Here is a 15,805-nt window from a genome sequence, read left to right on the forward strand (position 1 = left end):
CGTCCGGGGCAGACCAATGAAATCAGCCTGTTTGCCGGACTGATAAAATGCGGTGAGTGTGGGAAGTCGCTGACGATACGCTACACAAACGCAAAACATCCCCAGCAGATTTACTCCTGCAAAACCTACAATGCCTTTGGAAAGAACCACTGCACCCAGCACCGGATTGATTATGACACCCTTTACAGCCATGTGCTGCGGAAAATCCGGGAATGTGCCAGAGCTGCCCTGATGGACGGGGAAGCGGTTGCCGACCGCCTGACCAATACCTGTGAAGCAGAGCAGCGGGAACAGCGGGAAGCAATGGAACGCTCCCTTACAAGGGACGAGGAACGGATTGAGGTTCTGGACAAAATGGTAATGCGGCTTTATGAGGATATGATTGCAGGGCGTATCAGTGAGCAGAATTTCAGCACCATGCTGGAAAAGACACAGACCGAGCAGACGGAGCTTAAAACAAAAGTGTCCGAGGGCAGAAAGCGGCTGTCCGATGAAGTCCAGCTTGCCAATGACGCAAAACAATGGGTGGAAGCCATTCAGGAATACGCCAACATCACAGAGTTGGACGCAGCTACCCTTAACCGCTTAATCAAAGAAATCGTCGTGCATGAGCGCATTGACGAAGATAAAACAAGACACATTTCTATCGAAATTCATTTTAATCTCAAACCCATCCCGGAGGTGGAACAGGTCACTGCCTGACCTGTCCCGCCGGGACGGTTCTCTTAACAACACCATATAAATTTTTTGTACGCCGCCGCCCGCCATCGAGCAGAGTTTTACACCTAATTGGGTATAAAACAGCTCATGGCGGGCGGCGGCATCATCCTGCTGGGCACCACCCTGATCCCTCTGCTGAGCGGCCTGTTCTAAGGTAACGGCCTATGGAGTTTCTCACCGACTGGCTCACGGACTGGCTCAAAGAGCTGTTGATTGGCGGGATCATGGGGAACCTGGAGGGGCTCTTTGATTACGTCAATACCCAAGTCGGAGAGATCGCGGTACAGGTGGGGACTACCCCGGCGGCGTGGAACGCCGGGGTATTTTCCCTCATCCGCCAGCTTTCCGAAACGGTGATTTTACCGATTGCCGGGCTGGTACTGACCTTTGTTGCCACCTATGAGCTCATCCAAATGCTTTTGGAAAAGAACAATATGCACGAGTTTGACGTGGCGAATATCTACAAATGGATGTTCAAAACGGCTTGTGCCATCTTCATTCTCTCGAATACTTTTGATATTGTGATGGCCGTCTTTGACGTGTCGCAGACGGTGATTGCCCAGGCCGGAGGGCTCATCCAGGGCTCCACGGACATCACGCCGGATATGATTACGGAGCTGGAAACCACCCTGGAGGGGATGGATTTAGGGCCGCTTCTCGGCCTGTGGCTCCAGTCCTCGATTATCGGCGTTACCATGTGGGCGCTGGGCATCGTCATTTTCGTTCTGGTCTATGGGAGGATGCTGGAAATATATTTGCTCACCAGTTTGGCCCCGATCCCTATGGCGACAATCTCTCACCGGGAGGTGGGACAGATGGGGCAGAACTATCTGCGCTCCCTCTTTGCCGTGGGCTTCCAGGGGATGCTCATTCTGGTGTGCGTTGCAATCTATGCGGTGCTGATCCAGGGAATTGCCACGGGCGGAGATCCCATCGGGGCGATCTGGGGCACCGTGGGCTATACGGTTTTGCTCTGCTTCATGCTGTTCAAAACCGGGACGATAGCGCGCAGCATCTTTAGCGCGCACTAAGGAGGTTTGATTTTATGGCGAATATGCAGACAGCGGCACAAGGGGCCCCCGTTATGGACGAGGCGGCGATGGCGGAAATGCGCCGCCTGATTTTTGAAGCGCCCATCCAGGAGCTGGCGGACGCCCAGGGCATTTCCATTGACGAGGCCGTACAGCTCCGGGTGGAAAAGAACCTGGAGGCCGCCGAGGTGCCTATTGAAGTTTCGGTGCGGCCTATTGAGCCCCAGGGCAAGCTGATCGGCTTTGCCAGCGTGAATATTGGCGGCATCGTGATTGACGATTTTAAGGTAGTCAACGGGAAAAACGGGATTTTCCTGGGAGAACCCAGCAAGCCCGATCCCACAACCCGGACAGGCTACCGCTCCACAGCGCGGGTGACAAACCGGGCCTTGCAGGAGCGGCTGAGCGCGGCGGCGGCAGACGGCTATAACGTGGCTGTGGAAAAGCTGATTGCCCGCGCCGAGGCCCTGCGCCCGAAGCCGATCCGGGAGCAGATGGCAAATGCGGCAAAGGAGGCCGCAAAGGAAAACGCCGCCCGGCCTGCCCCGGCAAAGGGCAAGGAGGCCAGGGATGACCGATAAGGGCACCTCTGGACAAAGTGTCCAGAAGTCCCCGGAACTCTCAGAGGGGCTGTTCCTCAAGGATGGCATCGAGGGCCTGCGCTCTCTGCCCCGCCATTCTGTGGATATGCTCTTAACCGATCCGCCCTACGGCACAACCCGGAACTTTTGGGATGTGCCCCTGCCGCTCCCGGAGCTGTGGGAGGCGGTGAAATGGGCGGTCAAGCCGGATGGCGCGATCCTGTTTTTCGCGCAGTGCCCCTATGACAAAGTGCTGGGGGCATCCAACCTGTCCATGCTCCGTTATGAGTGGGTATGGTACAAAAGCCGCTCTACGGGCTTTCTCAATGCCCGCCGCGCCCCGCTGAAAAAGACGGAGAACATCCTTGTATTCTATCAGAAGCTCCCTCTTTACAACCCGCAGTTTGAACAGGGCAAGCCCTACAAGCGGAGCTTGACAAACAACGGGGACAGCCCGAACTATGGAAAATTCGTCCGTACCACGGGCGGCTCGGAGGACGGCCTGCGCTTTCCGGGGAATGTGCTCACGTTCCCCACCGTCCAGCACACCGTCCACCCTACGCAAAAGCCGGTGGCCCTGTGTGAGTATTTCATCAAGACCTATACCCGGCCAGGCGAGCTGGTGGCGGACATCTGCGCGGGCTCCGGCACAACGGCGGTGGCCGCCCTCAACACGGGCCGCCGCTTCCTCTGTTTTGAAACCGTCCCGGCCTACTATGCCGCCGCCAGTGAACGCATCCGCGTGGCGGGCGCGGCGGTGGAGGCCGGGGAGAAAGGAGTGTAACTATCGGGAAATATTCTGTAATCTATGCCGATCCCCCCTGGCGGTATGCTCAAAAGGGCTTGCAGGGGGCGGCGGAAAAACACTACCCCACAATGGGGATTGACGAGTTATGCACGCTCCCGGTGGCGGATCTGGCGGCCCCGGACAGCGTGCTTTTTTTGTGGGCTACGTTCCCGCAGCTCCCGGAGGCCCTGCGGCTCATCAAGGCGTGGGGCTTCACTTACAAAAGCGTTGCTTTCGTCTGGCTGAAGAAAAACCGCAAGTCCGAGGGCTGGTTCTACGGCCTGGGCTTCTGGACGCGGGGCAACGCGGAAGTCTGCCTGCTGGCAACACGGGGACACCCGAAACGGCAGGCGGCAAACGTCCACCAGTTTATCATTTCCCCAATCCAGGAGCACAGCCGCAAGCCGGAGGAGGCCCGTGAAAAGATTGTAGCCCTCATGGGCGATGTGCCCAGGGTGGAACTGTTCGCAAGACAGTCCCCGCCCGGCTGGGACGTGTGGGGGAATGAGGTGGAAAGCACGATCCCGGACTTCTGGACAAAGTGTCCAGAGGTGGCCGGGCCGGAAAGGAGTGATTAAAAATTCCCTATGTAAATGTCCCCAACGACTTATCCAAAATCAAGACCAAACTTGCCTTTAACCTGACGAAACGCCAGCTTGTGTGCTTCGGGATCGCGGCGGCGGTGGGCATCCCGTCCTACCTGCTGGCCCGGAGCGCCATCGGCAACACCGGGGCCATGTTCCTGATGATGGGAGTGGCGCTCCCGGCGTTCCTGCTGGCGATGTACGAAAAAGACGGGCTCCCCTTTGAAAAGGTGGTGCGGAACGTCCTGCGGGCAAAGTTCCTGCGGCCTGGGGTGAGGCCCTACCAGACGGAAAATATCTATGCCCCGTTCACCCAGCGGGGCGCTGTGAGAAAGGAGGATGCGATTGCAGAACGCAAAAAGCCCAAAGCGCGGCCCCGGAAAGGCCGCTAAACGGAAAGCGGCGCTCTCCGCCCAGCAGACGATCCCCTATCTGGTGATGCACCCGGACGGGGTGTGCCAGCTCCCCGGCGGGCTCTACACGAAAACCGTGGAATATGAGGACATCAATTATTCCGTGGCATCTACCGAAGATCAGACGGCGATTTTCAGCGGATGGAGCTCGTTCCTCAATTACTTTGACAGCTCCCTGCCGTTCCAGCTCTCCTTTATCAACCGCCGCTCCCGTTCCCGGAGCAAGTACAAGGTGAACATTCCCCCGGCGCAGGATGACTATGACAGCATCCGGGCGGAGTTCACGGGAATGTTAAAAAGCCAGATCGCCAAAAGCAACAACGGCATCGAGCGGTCAAAATACATCACGTTCGGCCTGCCCGCCGAGGGGATCGCGGAGGCCCGCCCCCGCCTGGAACGGGTGGAGGCCGACGTGACAGGCAACCTCAAACGGCTGGGCGTTCCCTCTGTCCCGATGGACGGGCAGGCGCGGCTGGCCCTGCTCCACGGCCAGATGCACCCCGGCAACCGGGAGCCGTTCCGCTTCTCCTGGCAGGACATCCCCAAAACCGGGCTCGGCACAAAGGACTATATCGCGCCGGACAGCTTCGACTTCCGGCAGTCCCGGACGTTCCGTATCGGCCAATACTGGGGCGCGGCGTCCTACTTGCAGATTTTGGCGTCCGAGCTCTCTGACAAGCTCCTGGCGGAGATCCTGGAGCTGGATGCGGAAATGACGGTTACGCTCCATATTCAGACGGTGGATCAGCTCAAGGCCATTAAGACCATCAAGGGCAAGCTCTCCGACATCGGCAAAATGAAGGTGGAGGAACAGCGGAAAGCGGTGCGGGCCGGGTACGATCCCGACATCCTGCCCCCTGACCTGATTACGTTTAGCAAGGACGCGGCGGAGCTCCTGGCCGATCTGCAGTCCCGCAACGAGCGGATGTTCCTCTTGACGTTTACGGTGATCAATATCGCGCCCACCCGCCAGCGGCTGGAAAACGATGTGTTCACGGTGGGCGGCATCGCGCAGAAATACAACTGCGCTTTGAAGCGGCTGGACTGGCAACAGGAGCAGGGCTTTGTGTCCTCTCTGGCCCTGGGATATAACGAGGTGGAGATCCAGCGGGGCATGACTACCAGCTCCACGGCGATCTTTATCCCATTTATGACCAGGGAGCTGCGGATGGCCGGGCCGTCCCTCTACTACGGCATGAACGCCCTTTCCCACAACGTCATCATGGCTGACCGCAAAAAGCTGAAATCGGCCAACGGACTGTATCTCGGCTCCACGGGCTCCGGCAAGAGCTTCGCCGCAAAGCGTGAGATCATCAACGTGTTTCTCGCTATCCCAAAAGACCGCATTATCATTGTCGATCCGATGGGGGAATATGCCCCGCTGGTGCGTAGGCTGGGCGGCCAGGTGGTGGAAATCGCGCCCGGCTCCCCCAGCCATATCAACCCTATGGACATCCAGCTTGATCTGGACGATGACGAAAGTCCGCTTTCCATGAAAGCGGATTTTTTGTTGTCCCTGTGCGAGTTGGTAGTGGGCGGCAAGGACGGTTTGCAACCTATCGAAAAGACGGTGATTGACCGCTGTGTACGGCTCATTTACCGGGACATGGCCCTGGGCCTGGGGGACGGCAAGCCGCCCTTGCTCCAGGACTTGTACGAGGAGCTTCTCAAACAGCCGGAGCCGGAGGCCCGCCGGGTGGCAACCGCCCTGGAGCTCTACTGTACGGGCTCCCTTAACCTGTTCAACCACCAGACCAACGTAAAACTGACGGCGCATATTGTCTGCATCGTCCTCAAAGGGCTGGGAGAAAACCTCCGCAAGATCGCCATGCACGTTACCAACGACTTTGTAACATCGGCGGTCAATGTGAATTTCCACAACGGCGTTTCTACCTGGTGCTACTTTGACGAGTTCCACATCCTGCTCCGGGACGCGCTCACCGCCAGCTACTTTGTGGCCGTGTGGAAGATGCTCCGCAAAAAGGGCTGTGTCCCCTCAGCTTTAACGCAGAACGTCAAAGACCTTTTGGCCAGCCGGGAGATCGAGGCCATTCTGGACAACACCGATTTTATGATCCTGTTGTCCCAGGCCCAAAGTGACCGGGCGATTTTGGCGAAACAGCTCGGCATTTCCGAGCATCAGCTCTCCTACATCACCCACTCCAATTCCGGCGAGGGCCTGCTGTTCTATGGCGATGTGACCATCCCCTTTGTGGATCGGTTCCCCAAAGGCGAGATCTATAACCTGCTCACTACCCGCCCGGAGGATTTGAAGAATGAAGCGAAAACCGAATAAACCCCAACAGGAGCCCAGGGAGCGCCCCGGCTCCTGGGAGGAGCCCGCCGATCCCGGCGGCGCTTCTTCCGGGGACGCTGGGGGCGGCTCCCCAGGCGGTGCCGGGACGGAGGACACTTCTGGACAAAGTGTCCACAAGTCAAAGTTCCGGCAGAAAAGCAAGCAGGAGCAGGCCGCCGCGTCTAAGCTCCGTATGGAAAAGCGCGGGGAAAAGCTGGAGGCGGCCAGGGGCAAGCTGGCAAAACAGAAGCCCCCGAAAAAGCCGGGCCCCGTCCGGCGGGTGGGCCGCGCCGCTGGCGGCACCGTTCACGGCTTTGTGCATGGAAAGATTTACGAAAACGAGCAGGAAAACGTGGGCATCGAGGGGGCCCACCGCTCCGAGCTGGTGGGCGAGGCCGCCCTGCGGCATGGCTCCCGGTTTGTGAAGCGGAAAGGCCGGGAACACCCGGCAAAGGCCGTTCAGCGGGCCGAGTCCAAATATGTCAAGGCCACGGCGGACTATCACTTCCGCATGGCCGCCCAGGAGCACCCGGAAATGTCCGGCAACCCGGTTTCCCGGATGTGGCGCAGGCACCGCTTGAAAAAGCAGTACCAGAAGCGGGCGCGGGAGGCGGTCAAGACCGGGGCGGCAGGCGCGGCGAAAAAGACAGCCGCCGCCACAGAAAAGGCCGGGGCAAAGGCGGTAGGCTTTGTGAAGCGGCATCCCGTGGGGGTGGTGCTGGCCCTGGCCTGTGTGCTCCTGCTCTTTATGATGCAGTCCTGTTCGTCCTCCCTGGTGACGCTTGGCAACGCTGGGGCGGGCGCGGTGGGCGCGACTACCTACCCATCCCAGGACGAGGAAATGCTGGCGGCGGAGGCGGCCTACTGTGGCATGGAGGCGGAGCTCCAGGACTACCTGGACAGCTACGAAAGCACCCACGACTATGACGAGTACCACTTCGACTTGGACAGCATTGAGCACGATCCCTATGTGCTGATCTCTATCCTGTCTGTGCTCCATGAGGGGGCATGGACGCTGGATCAGGTGCAGGGGACGCTGGAAACCCTCTTTGACCGCCAGTACATTCTCACCGAGGATGTGGTGGTTGAGGTGCGCTATCGGACGGAAAGCCGGACGGACAGCGAGGGCAACTCCTACACGGTAGAGGTGCCCTACAATTACTATATCTGTTATGTCACGCTGGAAAACCGCAACCTGTCCCATCTGCCCCTGGAACTGATGAACGAGGAGCAGATGTCCCGGTATTCCCTCTATATGTCTACCCTGGGGAACCGGCCTGACCTGTTCCCGGAGTCGGCCTATGTGGGGAAATACGTTACCAACCCGCCCGCCGGATATGATGTGCCGGGGGAATATCTGGACGATGAAACCTTTGCGGCCATGCTCACCGAGGCGGAGAAATACCTGGGCTATCCCTATGTGTGGGGCGGGAGCTCTCCGGCCACGTCCTTTGACTGCTCCGGCTTCGTGTCCTGGGTGATCAATCACTCCGGCTGGAATGTGGGCCGCCTGGGAGCCCAGGGGCTCTATAACATCTGTACCCCTACCAGCAATCCAAAGCCCGGCGATCTGGTGTTCTTTGTCGGCACCTATGACACGGCGGGCGTGTCCCACTGTGGCATCTATGTGGGGGACGGGATGATGATCCACTGTGGAGATGTGCGCCCAGCAGGGCGGAAGTAGAAGTAGAGAAAGGAGAGATGAAACAAGGCACTACCTCGGAAGATAACCCGAGAACTCACCTGTCTTACCGATGAGCCGAAAGGTGTAACGGGAACAGAGCACGACAGGAAAGCGGTAAATCATCTAAAGGTAATCGGATGCGACTGAACCGCAAGAGTAAGTGAATATAAGGATGAAACTGGATTTGTTGAATGCGAGTTTCGAGCCTCTGTTCAGTGTAGGCATAGGAAATTTACCTGAAACCTATGGTGCAGACGGTGAAAGGGAGGGTTGCCCCCTGACACGTTATCGAATGCCGGATAGGGTCTCCATTCGGCAGGTTATCAAAACGATGCACGGCAAGCCGGAGAACCGGTCTTAAAGAAACGAAAGCACATCCGAGAATTCACACAGCCTACTACTTCCGCAAACTGGGGATTGCCTAAATCAGAATGCCCGTTTGGGCTATGTGTAATCCGTCAAAAAACGGGATAAACCTCAAGGCTTTGCCAAGAGGAATGACACTGAAAATCTGACATGGCAACGGAGTCCTCGTAGTAGTCCGAGAACGGGAAAGCCGTTCACATGGCGAAGGAGGACAGTTTGAGCGAATTAAAATCGACATTGATTAGGGAGGAAAGCCTCAATGAAACCAACAATTGAGATTTTAACCAAGTTACAGGAGAACTCAGTTAAAAATCATGACGAAGTATTCACGAAGCTGTTTCGATATACGCTTCGCCCTGACATCTACTATGTTGCGTATCAGAACCTTTACGCCAATAACGGCGCGGCAACTAAGGGAGTCAACGAAGACACAGCGGACGGCTTCAATGAAGACTATGTAACCCGAATCATAGAATCTTTGAAGAACGGCACCTATACACCGAACCCGGTCAGGCGAACTTACATCAAGAAAGCCAACGGAAAGATGCGTCCATTAGGATTACCCACCTTTTCGGATAAGCTGATTCAGGATGTTATCCGCATGATTTTGCAAGCGGTGTATGAGCCAATCTTCTCGGATTTCTCACACGGTTTTCGCCCCGGACGGAGCTGTCATACAGCACTGTCACAGCTGAAGCACGAGTTTGTCGGTGCCAAGTGGTTTGTCGAGGGCGATATCAAGGGCTGCTTTGACAACATTGACCATACGGTGTTGTTGGAGATTATCGGCAGAAAAATCAAGGATGTACGCTTCCTGAATCTGATTCGTGTCTTTCTCAAGGCCGGATATATGGAGGACTGGAAGTATTACGGAACCTATAGCGGTTGTCCGCAGGGCGGTATCATTTCGCCTATCCTTGCCAATATCTATCTGAATGAGTTGGACAAGTTTGTGGAAACGCTTAAGGAATCCTTTGACGTAAAAACACCGTACACGCTTACCCCGGAATACAAGGCTCTTCAACAAAAGAGAGCCAATACCCGGGCAAAAATCAATCGCCGTCAGGCGGGCGAGGAGCGGAATCAGCTGATTGCACAGTATGAGGAGTTGGGGAAGGAATTACGTAAAACCCCGGCAAAACTCTGCAATGACAAAAAGCTAAAGTATGTGCGGTATGCTGATGATTTTCTGATTGCAGTAAACGGCAGCAAAGAGGATTGTGAGTGGATAAAAGCACAACTAACGGAGTTTATCCGAGGAACGCTGAGAATGGAACTCAGCCAGGAAAAGACGCTTATCACCCACAGCAATGAATCTGCACGCTTTCTTGGATATGATGTGCGTGTACGCCGTGACCAAACGGTTAAACCGTGGAAGAACTGCAAGCAAAGAACCTTGAACAATACCGTTGAACTGCTGATTCCATTAAAGGACAAGATTGAGAAGTATCTTTTCTCACATGGCGTTGTTCGTCAAAGGGAAGACAATGGAAAACTTGAACCTGTGGCAAGAGTGGCTCTGACCAGAAATACGGACTTGGAGATTGTAACAACGTATGATGCGGAGTTCCGCGGATTATGCAATTACTACTTCCTTGCGAGTAATTACCGCAGTTTGAACTACTTCAGCTACCTGATGGAATACAGTTGCTTGAAAACCTTAGCGTGGAAACACAGATGCAAGCTGTCGAAAATATATAACAAGTATCGCACCGGTGCCAAGCGTTGGGGTATCCCCTACGAGACGAAGAAAGGTAAGAAGATTCGCTACCTGACAAAATTCAATGAGATTGACGGGAAGAAATGCGAAGATGTTGAGCCCAAAATCGTAAAAATAATCGCTACAAGCAAAACAACAATCGACAGCAGGCTGAAAGCCTGCCGCTGTGAGCTGTGCGGTCACGAGGGGAACGATAGGAAATATGAAGTACACCATGTAAACAAGGTGAAGAACCTAAGGGGAAAAGAGCCTTGGGAAGTGGTGATGATAGCAAAGAAAAGGAAGACTCTGGTGGTTTGTCATGATTGCCATCAGATGATTCATCATGGATTTTGAGTTTGATTGTAATGGAGCAATACAACGGCGAGCCGGGTGCATTGAGAGGTGCATGCCCGGTTCTGAGAGAGGACTGCGCAAACCTGCCGCCGAAAGGCGGTAAGGCGGCGCTTTCCTACTCTACCCCATCCAATACGCAAACTTAAATACAAGCTACTGGCAATCTCATTTTTACGCCTACGGGCGTTTACCCTGACAAGGAGGTATCTATGGCGGTAAGCAAAAGCCAGAAAATCCAGGCCGAGATTGATAAGGTCAAGGCCAAAATCAGCGAACAGCAGGCCCGGCTCAAAGAGCTGGAAAAGAACAAGCAGGAGGCCGAAAACAGCGAGATCGTGGACATCGTGCGGGGCATGAGCATTTCCCTGGAGGAGCTCCCCCTGGTGCTCCAGCGGCTCCGTGACGGCACTTCTGGACAAAGTGTCCAGAAGTCCGGGGACGGCGGAAAGGAGGAAAACGAATAATGAAACGCTTTCGGGTGATGGCGGCGGCGCTTTGTGCCGCCGTTCTTTTATGCGGATTTAGCATCCCGGCCTATGCCTATGCGGACGGCGGCGAGGGCGCGGACTATGGCGATCCCACCATGACCGAGGAAACCCCGGCCCCGGAGCCGGAACCCACCATCGAACCGGGCGAGGGCTTTTCCGAAGAGGGCAACCTTGTGACCCGCGATCTGCTCTATGACGAGCACACCAACAAGCAATTTATCACGGTGCAGACGGCGGGCGGGAACACCTTTTACATTGTCATTGACTACGACAAGCCCGTGGACGAGGAGGGCGAGCAGTATGAAACCTACTTCTTCAGCGTGGTAGACGAGGCCGATCTGCTGGCCGCAGCCGAGGCCGCCGGGGTGGAGCAGGCGGTCTGCTCCTGCTCTGAAAAATGCGCGGCGGGTGCCGTGAATACGGAGTGCGCGGTCTGCTCAGTCAATATGGAAAAATGCGTGGGCGTGGAGCCGGAGCCCGTGGAAACCGAGGAGCCCGCCCCGGAGGAGGCCGGGCCGGAAACGGGCGGCAATACGGGGATGCTCCTGGCGGTGCTGGCCGTGGCCTTAGTGGGCGGCGGCGCGGCGTTCTATTTCAAGGTTCTGCGCCCCAAACAGCAGAAAGCCGCCGAGCCCCAGGAGGACTATGGCGACGAGCTCCCGGACTATGACGGGCCGGACGGCTACGGGGACGAGGACGATGACGGCCCGCCCTGGGACGAGGAGGACGATAACGGAGAGGAGGCGGACAAATGAAGTTTACCGACAGCCCCTTTGAAAAAATGATGAAGCAGAAGCCCCGCCCCCAGGCACCGTCTATCCCCAAAGCGCCCAGGGGCTCCCGGTGCTCCGGGTGCCCCTACTGGCGGGGCATCGGCTGTGTGTCCTGCTACCGGGAGCTTTTGAAAGCCCCGGCTGGCGGGAGGTGACGGCTTGGCCCGTGAACTGACACGCGAGGAAAAGAAGAAAATCCGCACCCTGGTAACAAAGTGGTGCGCCAACTACGACAAGGAATACGGGTGTCTGCCTCTGGAGTGCGAGTGCTATATGTTCGGGAAGTGTTGGACAGGCGCATACTGCCGCTATTTCCAGGAGGCCGTCCTGCCCCTTGATCCGGCGCTGGAGGCGGCCCTCTTGACCGAGGGGCCCAGGCCGGAGTTTAAGCCCTGTCCCATCTGCGGCGGGTCTGTCCCCGCTGATGGACGCATGGCCTACTGTTCCGAGTCCTGCGCCCGGATCGCCCTGCGGCGGCAAAAGCGGGACTATATGCGAAAAAAACGGAGGTGATGTGTGGAAAATTAGGCCCCGGAAACCCCACTTGTATCAAGGCTTTCCGGGGCCCTTTCGGGGGTGGGCTGTATCTTTCTATGGCTTACCTCTGTTTTGCTCAAATGCTTTCCACATCTATCCCCGCCGCTTCTGGACACTTTGTCCAGAGGTGCGGGGCATTTAAGGAGGTGTTATTCTGGAGGAAAATCAAGGCTATGTGATCCGCCGCACAATCCTGTTTGACAATCAATGCGGCTTTGCCCTGGGGGAAAACAGCAGGGCCCCTAATCCCTTTGTGACGTGGCGGTTCAATGAGCAGGACGGCCACCGGGATTACTTTTGGGGCCACTACATGAATGAGCCGGATATGGCGGAACGGGACTTACTCAACCGGGCCGAGGACTACCAGCGGCGTTACCATGTGCAGGAAGTGGAGCAGGCCCCGGACAAGGAAACCTATCTGTACTACTCCACCCAGCGGCCTATCGACATCGGCACCTACCCGAACAGCTACTTTAACCGCCCTGTCCACATGGATTTATACTTTACCCGCCAGCAAGTGACGGGTGAGGCGTTCCAGGCGTGGGGAGCCATCACCTATGCCCATCCCCTGACGGAACGGGAAATGCAGGACTATGAGCTCCGGCCCTCCCGCAATAACCTGGATATTCGGCGGCAGATGGATGCCCAGGCCCAGGTGGTGGGAAAATGGGAGGACGCTCACCGCATCCCGGATCAAGAGCGGCTGACCTGGTTTTACCCGGACTTCGGCAGTTATGTGGTGAAAGAATACATCACCCCGGAGCAACTGGCCGTCCGCGTCCGCAGCATTGAACGCCAGGAGGCGGCGCGGGCCCATAAGGAGGCCAAACGCCAGCCCCCGATTGCGGAGCAACTGAAAGCGGCCCAGCGGGAGGCCCAGGAGCACCGGGCCCCGGACGGCCCCAAAAAGAAAGCCCCTGACCGGGGCGACAGATAGGAGGACTGTTATGGAAAAGAAGCGTGAACAGGATTTTGCCAACCAGGAGGCCCTGCGGATCTCCGGGGTATTCAATACGCCGATCCCCGCCCAGCCACTGGAACGGGAAAAGGCGCTGGACAAGGTAAAGGAGCCGCCCCGCGTTTGCCGGAGCCTGGAACGGGAGGAGCGGTGACAAAGAAACGCCGCCGCCCCATCCATCTCCATGTGATGGTGTCCGAGGAGGAGCTGGCGTTGATCCGGGAGCGCATGGCCGAGGCGGGCATCCGCAATATGGGGGCCTATATGCGGAAAATGGCCCTCAATGGCTATGTGCTCCATGTTGACCTGTCACCCGTCCAGGAGCTGGTGTCGCTCCAGCGGCGGTGCTCCAACAATCTAAACCAGGTGGCGATCCAGGCCAACACCTACGGCGGCATTTACCCGGAGGAGATCACGGCCCTCCAGCGGGACTATGAAAAGCTGTGGCGGCCCCTTTCCGATCTGCTGGAAAAGCTCTCCGCCATCGTGCGGCTTTGACCTGCCGGGGAGCGGTTTTGCCGTTCCCCGGCTATCTCGACTTCTGGACATTTTATCCAGAGGTGGGGATAGCCGAGGCATCCTTGTTGGCCCCCTCCCGCAGAGTTATAATATACATATAGAAGCGAACAACGAACTTTTGTAGGAGGTATGAACCATGCGGACAATCTTAAAAATCATCGCGGCTCCCTTTGTCCTGGCCCTGATCCTCATTGTGGCGGTGCTTACGTTCCTGTCCTGCGTGGCGGGGGCGGTGTGCATTGTGGCTTGTGTGGGCCTGTCCCTGCTGGCGATCCTCTGCCTGCTGGCCGGGCAGACAGTAGGCTGTATCGCCATGTTTGTGCTGGCGTTCCTGGTTTCCCCCTTTGGGCTCCCGGCCCTGGGCGGCTGGCTGGTGGAGCGTCTGCATGGGATAAAGTATGCGGCGATGGACTTTATGTCGAGCTGATACTTATGGACACTTTGTCCAGAAGTGCCGGGCGGCGGGTGGAGTAGACCGCCGCCCGCTTTTTCTGCTGGGAAAGGAGGTGCGGCTATCGCTACAACTTACATCCGGCCCTACAAGGTAGCGGCGGGAAAAACTGCTATTCAGACAATGGAGGATCGGTTTGCCTACGGGCTCAATCCGAAAAAGCTGGGGGCCGTGTCTGCCTACCTCTGCGATCCGGCGTCGGCCCCCGCTGAGTTTCTTCTGACGAAAAGCCAGTACCAGGCGGAAACGGGCCGGGCCGTGGAGCGCGGGGCCCTGTTCTTTCAGATCCGGCAGGCGTTTCCTCCCGGTGAGGTCACGCCGGAGGAGGCAAACAAAATCGGCTATGAAACGGCCATGCGCTGGACAAAGGGCAAGTACCAGTTTTTCGTTTGTACCCACATCGACAAGGGCCACATTCACAATCACATTTATTACAACTCCACGGCCCAGGACTGCTCCCGGAAGTTTCATAATTTCATTGGCTCCAGCTTTGCGGTGCGGCGGCTCTCTGACCGGGTGTGCATCGAGCATGAGCTGTCCGTCATTCAAAATCCAAAACAGCACAGCAAAGGCCGCTTTCTTCACTATGGCCAGTGGATCGGGGAAAAACCGCCCTCTGCACAACAGCGGGTGCGGCTGGCCATCGTGGAGGCCCTGGGGCAACGGCCCGCTGACTTCCCGGCGTTCCTGCGGCTTATGGAGGAGTCCGGCTTTCAAGTAAAGCATGGGCGGGGCGGCGCGATCTCGTTCCTGGCCCCTGGGCAGGATAAGTACACCCGTCTGCGGGCATCCACCCTGGGCCCCGGTTTCGATCCCGATGACATCCGGGCGGTAATTGCCGGGGAGCGGCCCATCCCGGAGTTCCCGAAGGATGGCCCGGCCCCGGCCCGGCGCGTCAATCTGATTATCGACATTCAAGAGCGCATGGCCCAGGGCAAAGGCCCCGCCTATGAGCGGTGGGCCAAAGTTTACAACCTCAAACAGATGGCCGCCGCGCTCCAGTACCTCCGGGAACACGATCTGATGGATTATGACGCGCTGGCCGCCAGCACCGAGGCGGCGGTGGATCGCGCCCACAAGCTGGCTGGGGAGCTGCGGGACACGGAGGCGGCTCTCTCCAAAACTTCTGAGCTCATGGGCGCGGTGGTACAGTATGCAAAGACGCGCCCTGTGTTCGACGGCTACAAGGCGGCCCGGTATTCTAAAAAGTACCTGGCCCAGCATGAGGCGGAGCTGGCAGACTACCGGGCGGCCAAAGCTACTATGAACGATCTTTTGGGCGGGGCGAAGCTCCCGAAAATGGACGCGCTGAAAAAGGAGCGCCGGGAGCTCTCCGAAAAGAGAAAGGCCCTTTATGTGGAATATCGCAAGGCCCAGGCGGAAATGCGGCAGGCCGTGGCGGTCAAGGCGAACATTGACCATCTGCTCGGCCATACGGATGGGCGTGAAAATAAGGCCCAGGAGCGATAGCTCCGGGCCGCAGACAACCAGGGACTTCTGGACAAAGTGTCCAGAAGTCCGGCGGGTTTGGGGAGCTCCCCAACAAGCATTTTCACGAGCC

At 57.3% G+C, this 15,805-nt stretch carries 18 protein-coding genes and 1 pseudogene; all 19 read left to right on the forward strand.

Annotation, left to right across the window (positions count from 1 at the left end; all coding sequences use genetic code 11):
- A partial coding sequence (locus DXA36_RS24810; RefSeq protein WP_118682121.1) for a recombinase zinc beta ribbon domain-containing protein occupies nt 1–702 on the forward strand: 702 nt, incomplete at its 5' end.
- Nucleotides 703–792: 90 nt separating this feature from the next.
- Nucleotides 793–873, forward strand: a pseudogene (locus tag DXA36_RS24815) (Maff2 family mobile element protein); the annotation flags it as partial.
- Between the two features lie 11 nt (nt 874–884).
- A complete protein-coding gene (locus tag DXA36_RS24820; RefSeq protein ID WP_118682122.1) occupies nt 885–1,751 on the forward strand; it encodes a VirB6/TrbL-like conjugal transfer protein, CD1112 family in 867 nt (288 codons plus the stop codon).
- A 14-nt stretch (nt 1,752–1,765) separates the two neighbouring features.
- Nucleotides 1,766–2,332 (forward strand): septation protein SpoVG family protein, encoded by a 567-nt coding sequence (locus tag DXA36_RS24825; protein WP_087232226.1) that lies wholly within the window; start codon nt 1,766–1,768, stop codon nt 2,330–2,332.
- Entirely contained in the window at nt 2,322–3,116 is a 795-nt protein-coding gene (locus tag DXA36_RS24830) for a DNA-methyltransferase (RefSeq protein WP_118682123.1), read from the forward strand. The genes DXA36_RS24825 and DXA36_RS24830 overlap by 11 nt, the downstream gene beginning before the upstream one ends.
- A 2-nt stretch (nt 3,117–3,118) precedes the next feature.
- Nucleotides 3,119–3,697 carry an MT-A70 family methyltransferase gene (locus DXA36_RS24835; RefSeq protein ID WP_118682124.1) on the forward strand — a complete coding sequence of 193 codons (579 nt, stop codon included), beginning with the start codon at nt 3,119–3,121 and terminating at the stop codon, nt 3,695–3,697.
- Nucleotides 3,698–3,699: 2 nt separating this feature from the next.
- The gene (locus DXA36_RS24840; protein WP_082419229.1) at nt 3,700–4,095 is read left to right on the forward strand and encodes a PrgI family protein; all 396 of its coding nucleotides are present in this window, start codon (nt 3,700–3,702) and stop codon (nt 4,093–4,095) included.
- Entirely contained in the window at nt 4,043–6,412 is a 2,370-nt protein-coding gene (locus DXA36_RS24845) for a VirB4-like conjugal transfer ATPase, CD1110 family (protein ID WP_334295106.1), read from the forward strand. Before DXA36_RS24840 ends, DXA36_RS24845 begins: the two co-directional genes overlap by 53 nt.
- Nucleotides 6,393–8,096: a C40 family peptidase gene (locus DXA36_RS24850; protein ID WP_118682125.1), complete on the forward strand. Its 1,704-nt coding sequence runs from the start codon at nt 6,393–6,395 to the stop codon at nt 8,094–8,096. Before DXA36_RS24845 ends, DXA36_RS24850 begins: the two co-directional genes overlap by 20 nt.
- Nucleotides 8,097–8,721: 625 nt before the next feature.
- Nucleotides 8,722–10,518, forward strand: coding sequence for a reverse transcriptase domain-containing protein (locus DXA36_RS24860; RefSeq protein ID WP_118682126.1), 1,797 nt, complete (start codon nt 8,722–8,724; stop codon nt 10,516–10,518).
- A 209-nt stretch (nt 10,519–10,727) separates the two neighbouring features.
- Nucleotides 10,728–10,982, forward strand: a complete 255-nt coding sequence (locus tag DXA36_RS24865; RefSeq protein ID WP_118682127.1) for a DUF4315 family protein — start codon at nt 10,728–10,730, stop codon at nt 10,980–10,982.
- Nucleotides 10,982–11,761 carry a DUF4366 domain-containing protein gene (locus tag DXA36_RS24870; RefSeq protein ID WP_118682128.1) on the forward strand — a complete coding sequence of 260 codons (780 nt, stop codon included), beginning with the start codon at nt 10,982–10,984 and terminating at the stop codon, nt 11,759–11,761. Before DXA36_RS24865 ends, DXA36_RS24870 begins: the two co-directional genes overlap by 1 nt.
- Nucleotides 11,758–11,934: a hypothetical protein gene (locus tag DXA36_RS33115; protein WP_182479257.1), complete on the forward strand. Its 177-nt coding sequence runs from the start codon at nt 11,758–11,760 to the stop codon at nt 11,932–11,934. The genes DXA36_RS24870 and DXA36_RS33115 overlap by 4 nt, the downstream gene beginning before the upstream one ends.
- Nucleotides 11,935–11,938: 4 nt before the next feature.
- Nucleotides 11,939–12,292: a cysteine-rich VLP domain-containing protein gene (locus DXA36_RS24875; RefSeq protein WP_118682129.1), complete on the forward strand. Its 354-nt coding sequence runs from the start codon at nt 11,939–11,941 to the stop codon at nt 12,290–12,292.
- Nucleotides 12,293–12,491: 199 nt separating this feature from the next.
- Complete coding sequence (locus DXA36_RS24885; protein WP_118682131.1) at nt 12,492–13,253, forward strand: hypothetical protein; 762 nt, start codon at nt 12,492–12,494, stop codon at nt 13,251–13,253.
- Nucleotides 13,254–13,263: 10 nt separating this feature from the next.
- Entirely contained in the window at nt 13,264–13,428 is a 165-nt protein-coding gene (locus tag DXA36_RS33120; protein WP_182479258.1) for a hypothetical protein, read from the forward strand.
- The gene (locus DXA36_RS24890) at nt 13,425–13,772 is read left to right on the forward strand and encodes a plasmid mobilization protein (protein WP_022512589.1); all 348 of its coding nucleotides are present in this window, start codon (nt 13,425–13,427) and stop codon (nt 13,770–13,772) included. The genes DXA36_RS33120 and DXA36_RS24890 overlap by 4 nt, the downstream gene beginning before the upstream one ends.
- A gap of 157 nt (nt 13,773–13,929) precedes the next feature.
- Nucleotides 13,930–14,220, forward strand: coding sequence for a CD1845 family protein (locus DXA36_RS24895; RefSeq protein ID WP_118682132.1), 291 nt, complete (start codon nt 13,930–13,932; stop codon nt 14,218–14,220).
- A 147-nt stretch (nt 14,221–14,367) separates the two neighbouring features.
- Complete coding sequence (locus DXA36_RS24900; protein ID WP_118682133.1) at nt 14,368–15,714, forward strand: relaxase/mobilization nuclease domain-containing protein; 1,347 nt, start codon at nt 14,368–14,370, stop codon at nt 15,712–15,714.
- The last annotated feature ends 91 nt before the right edge of the window (nt 15,715–15,805 follow it).

This window comes from Eisenbergiella sp. OF01-20, from assembly GCF_003478085.1.
Taxonomy (GTDB): Bacteria; Bacillota; Clostridia; order Lachnospirales; family Lachnospiraceae; genus Eisenbergiella.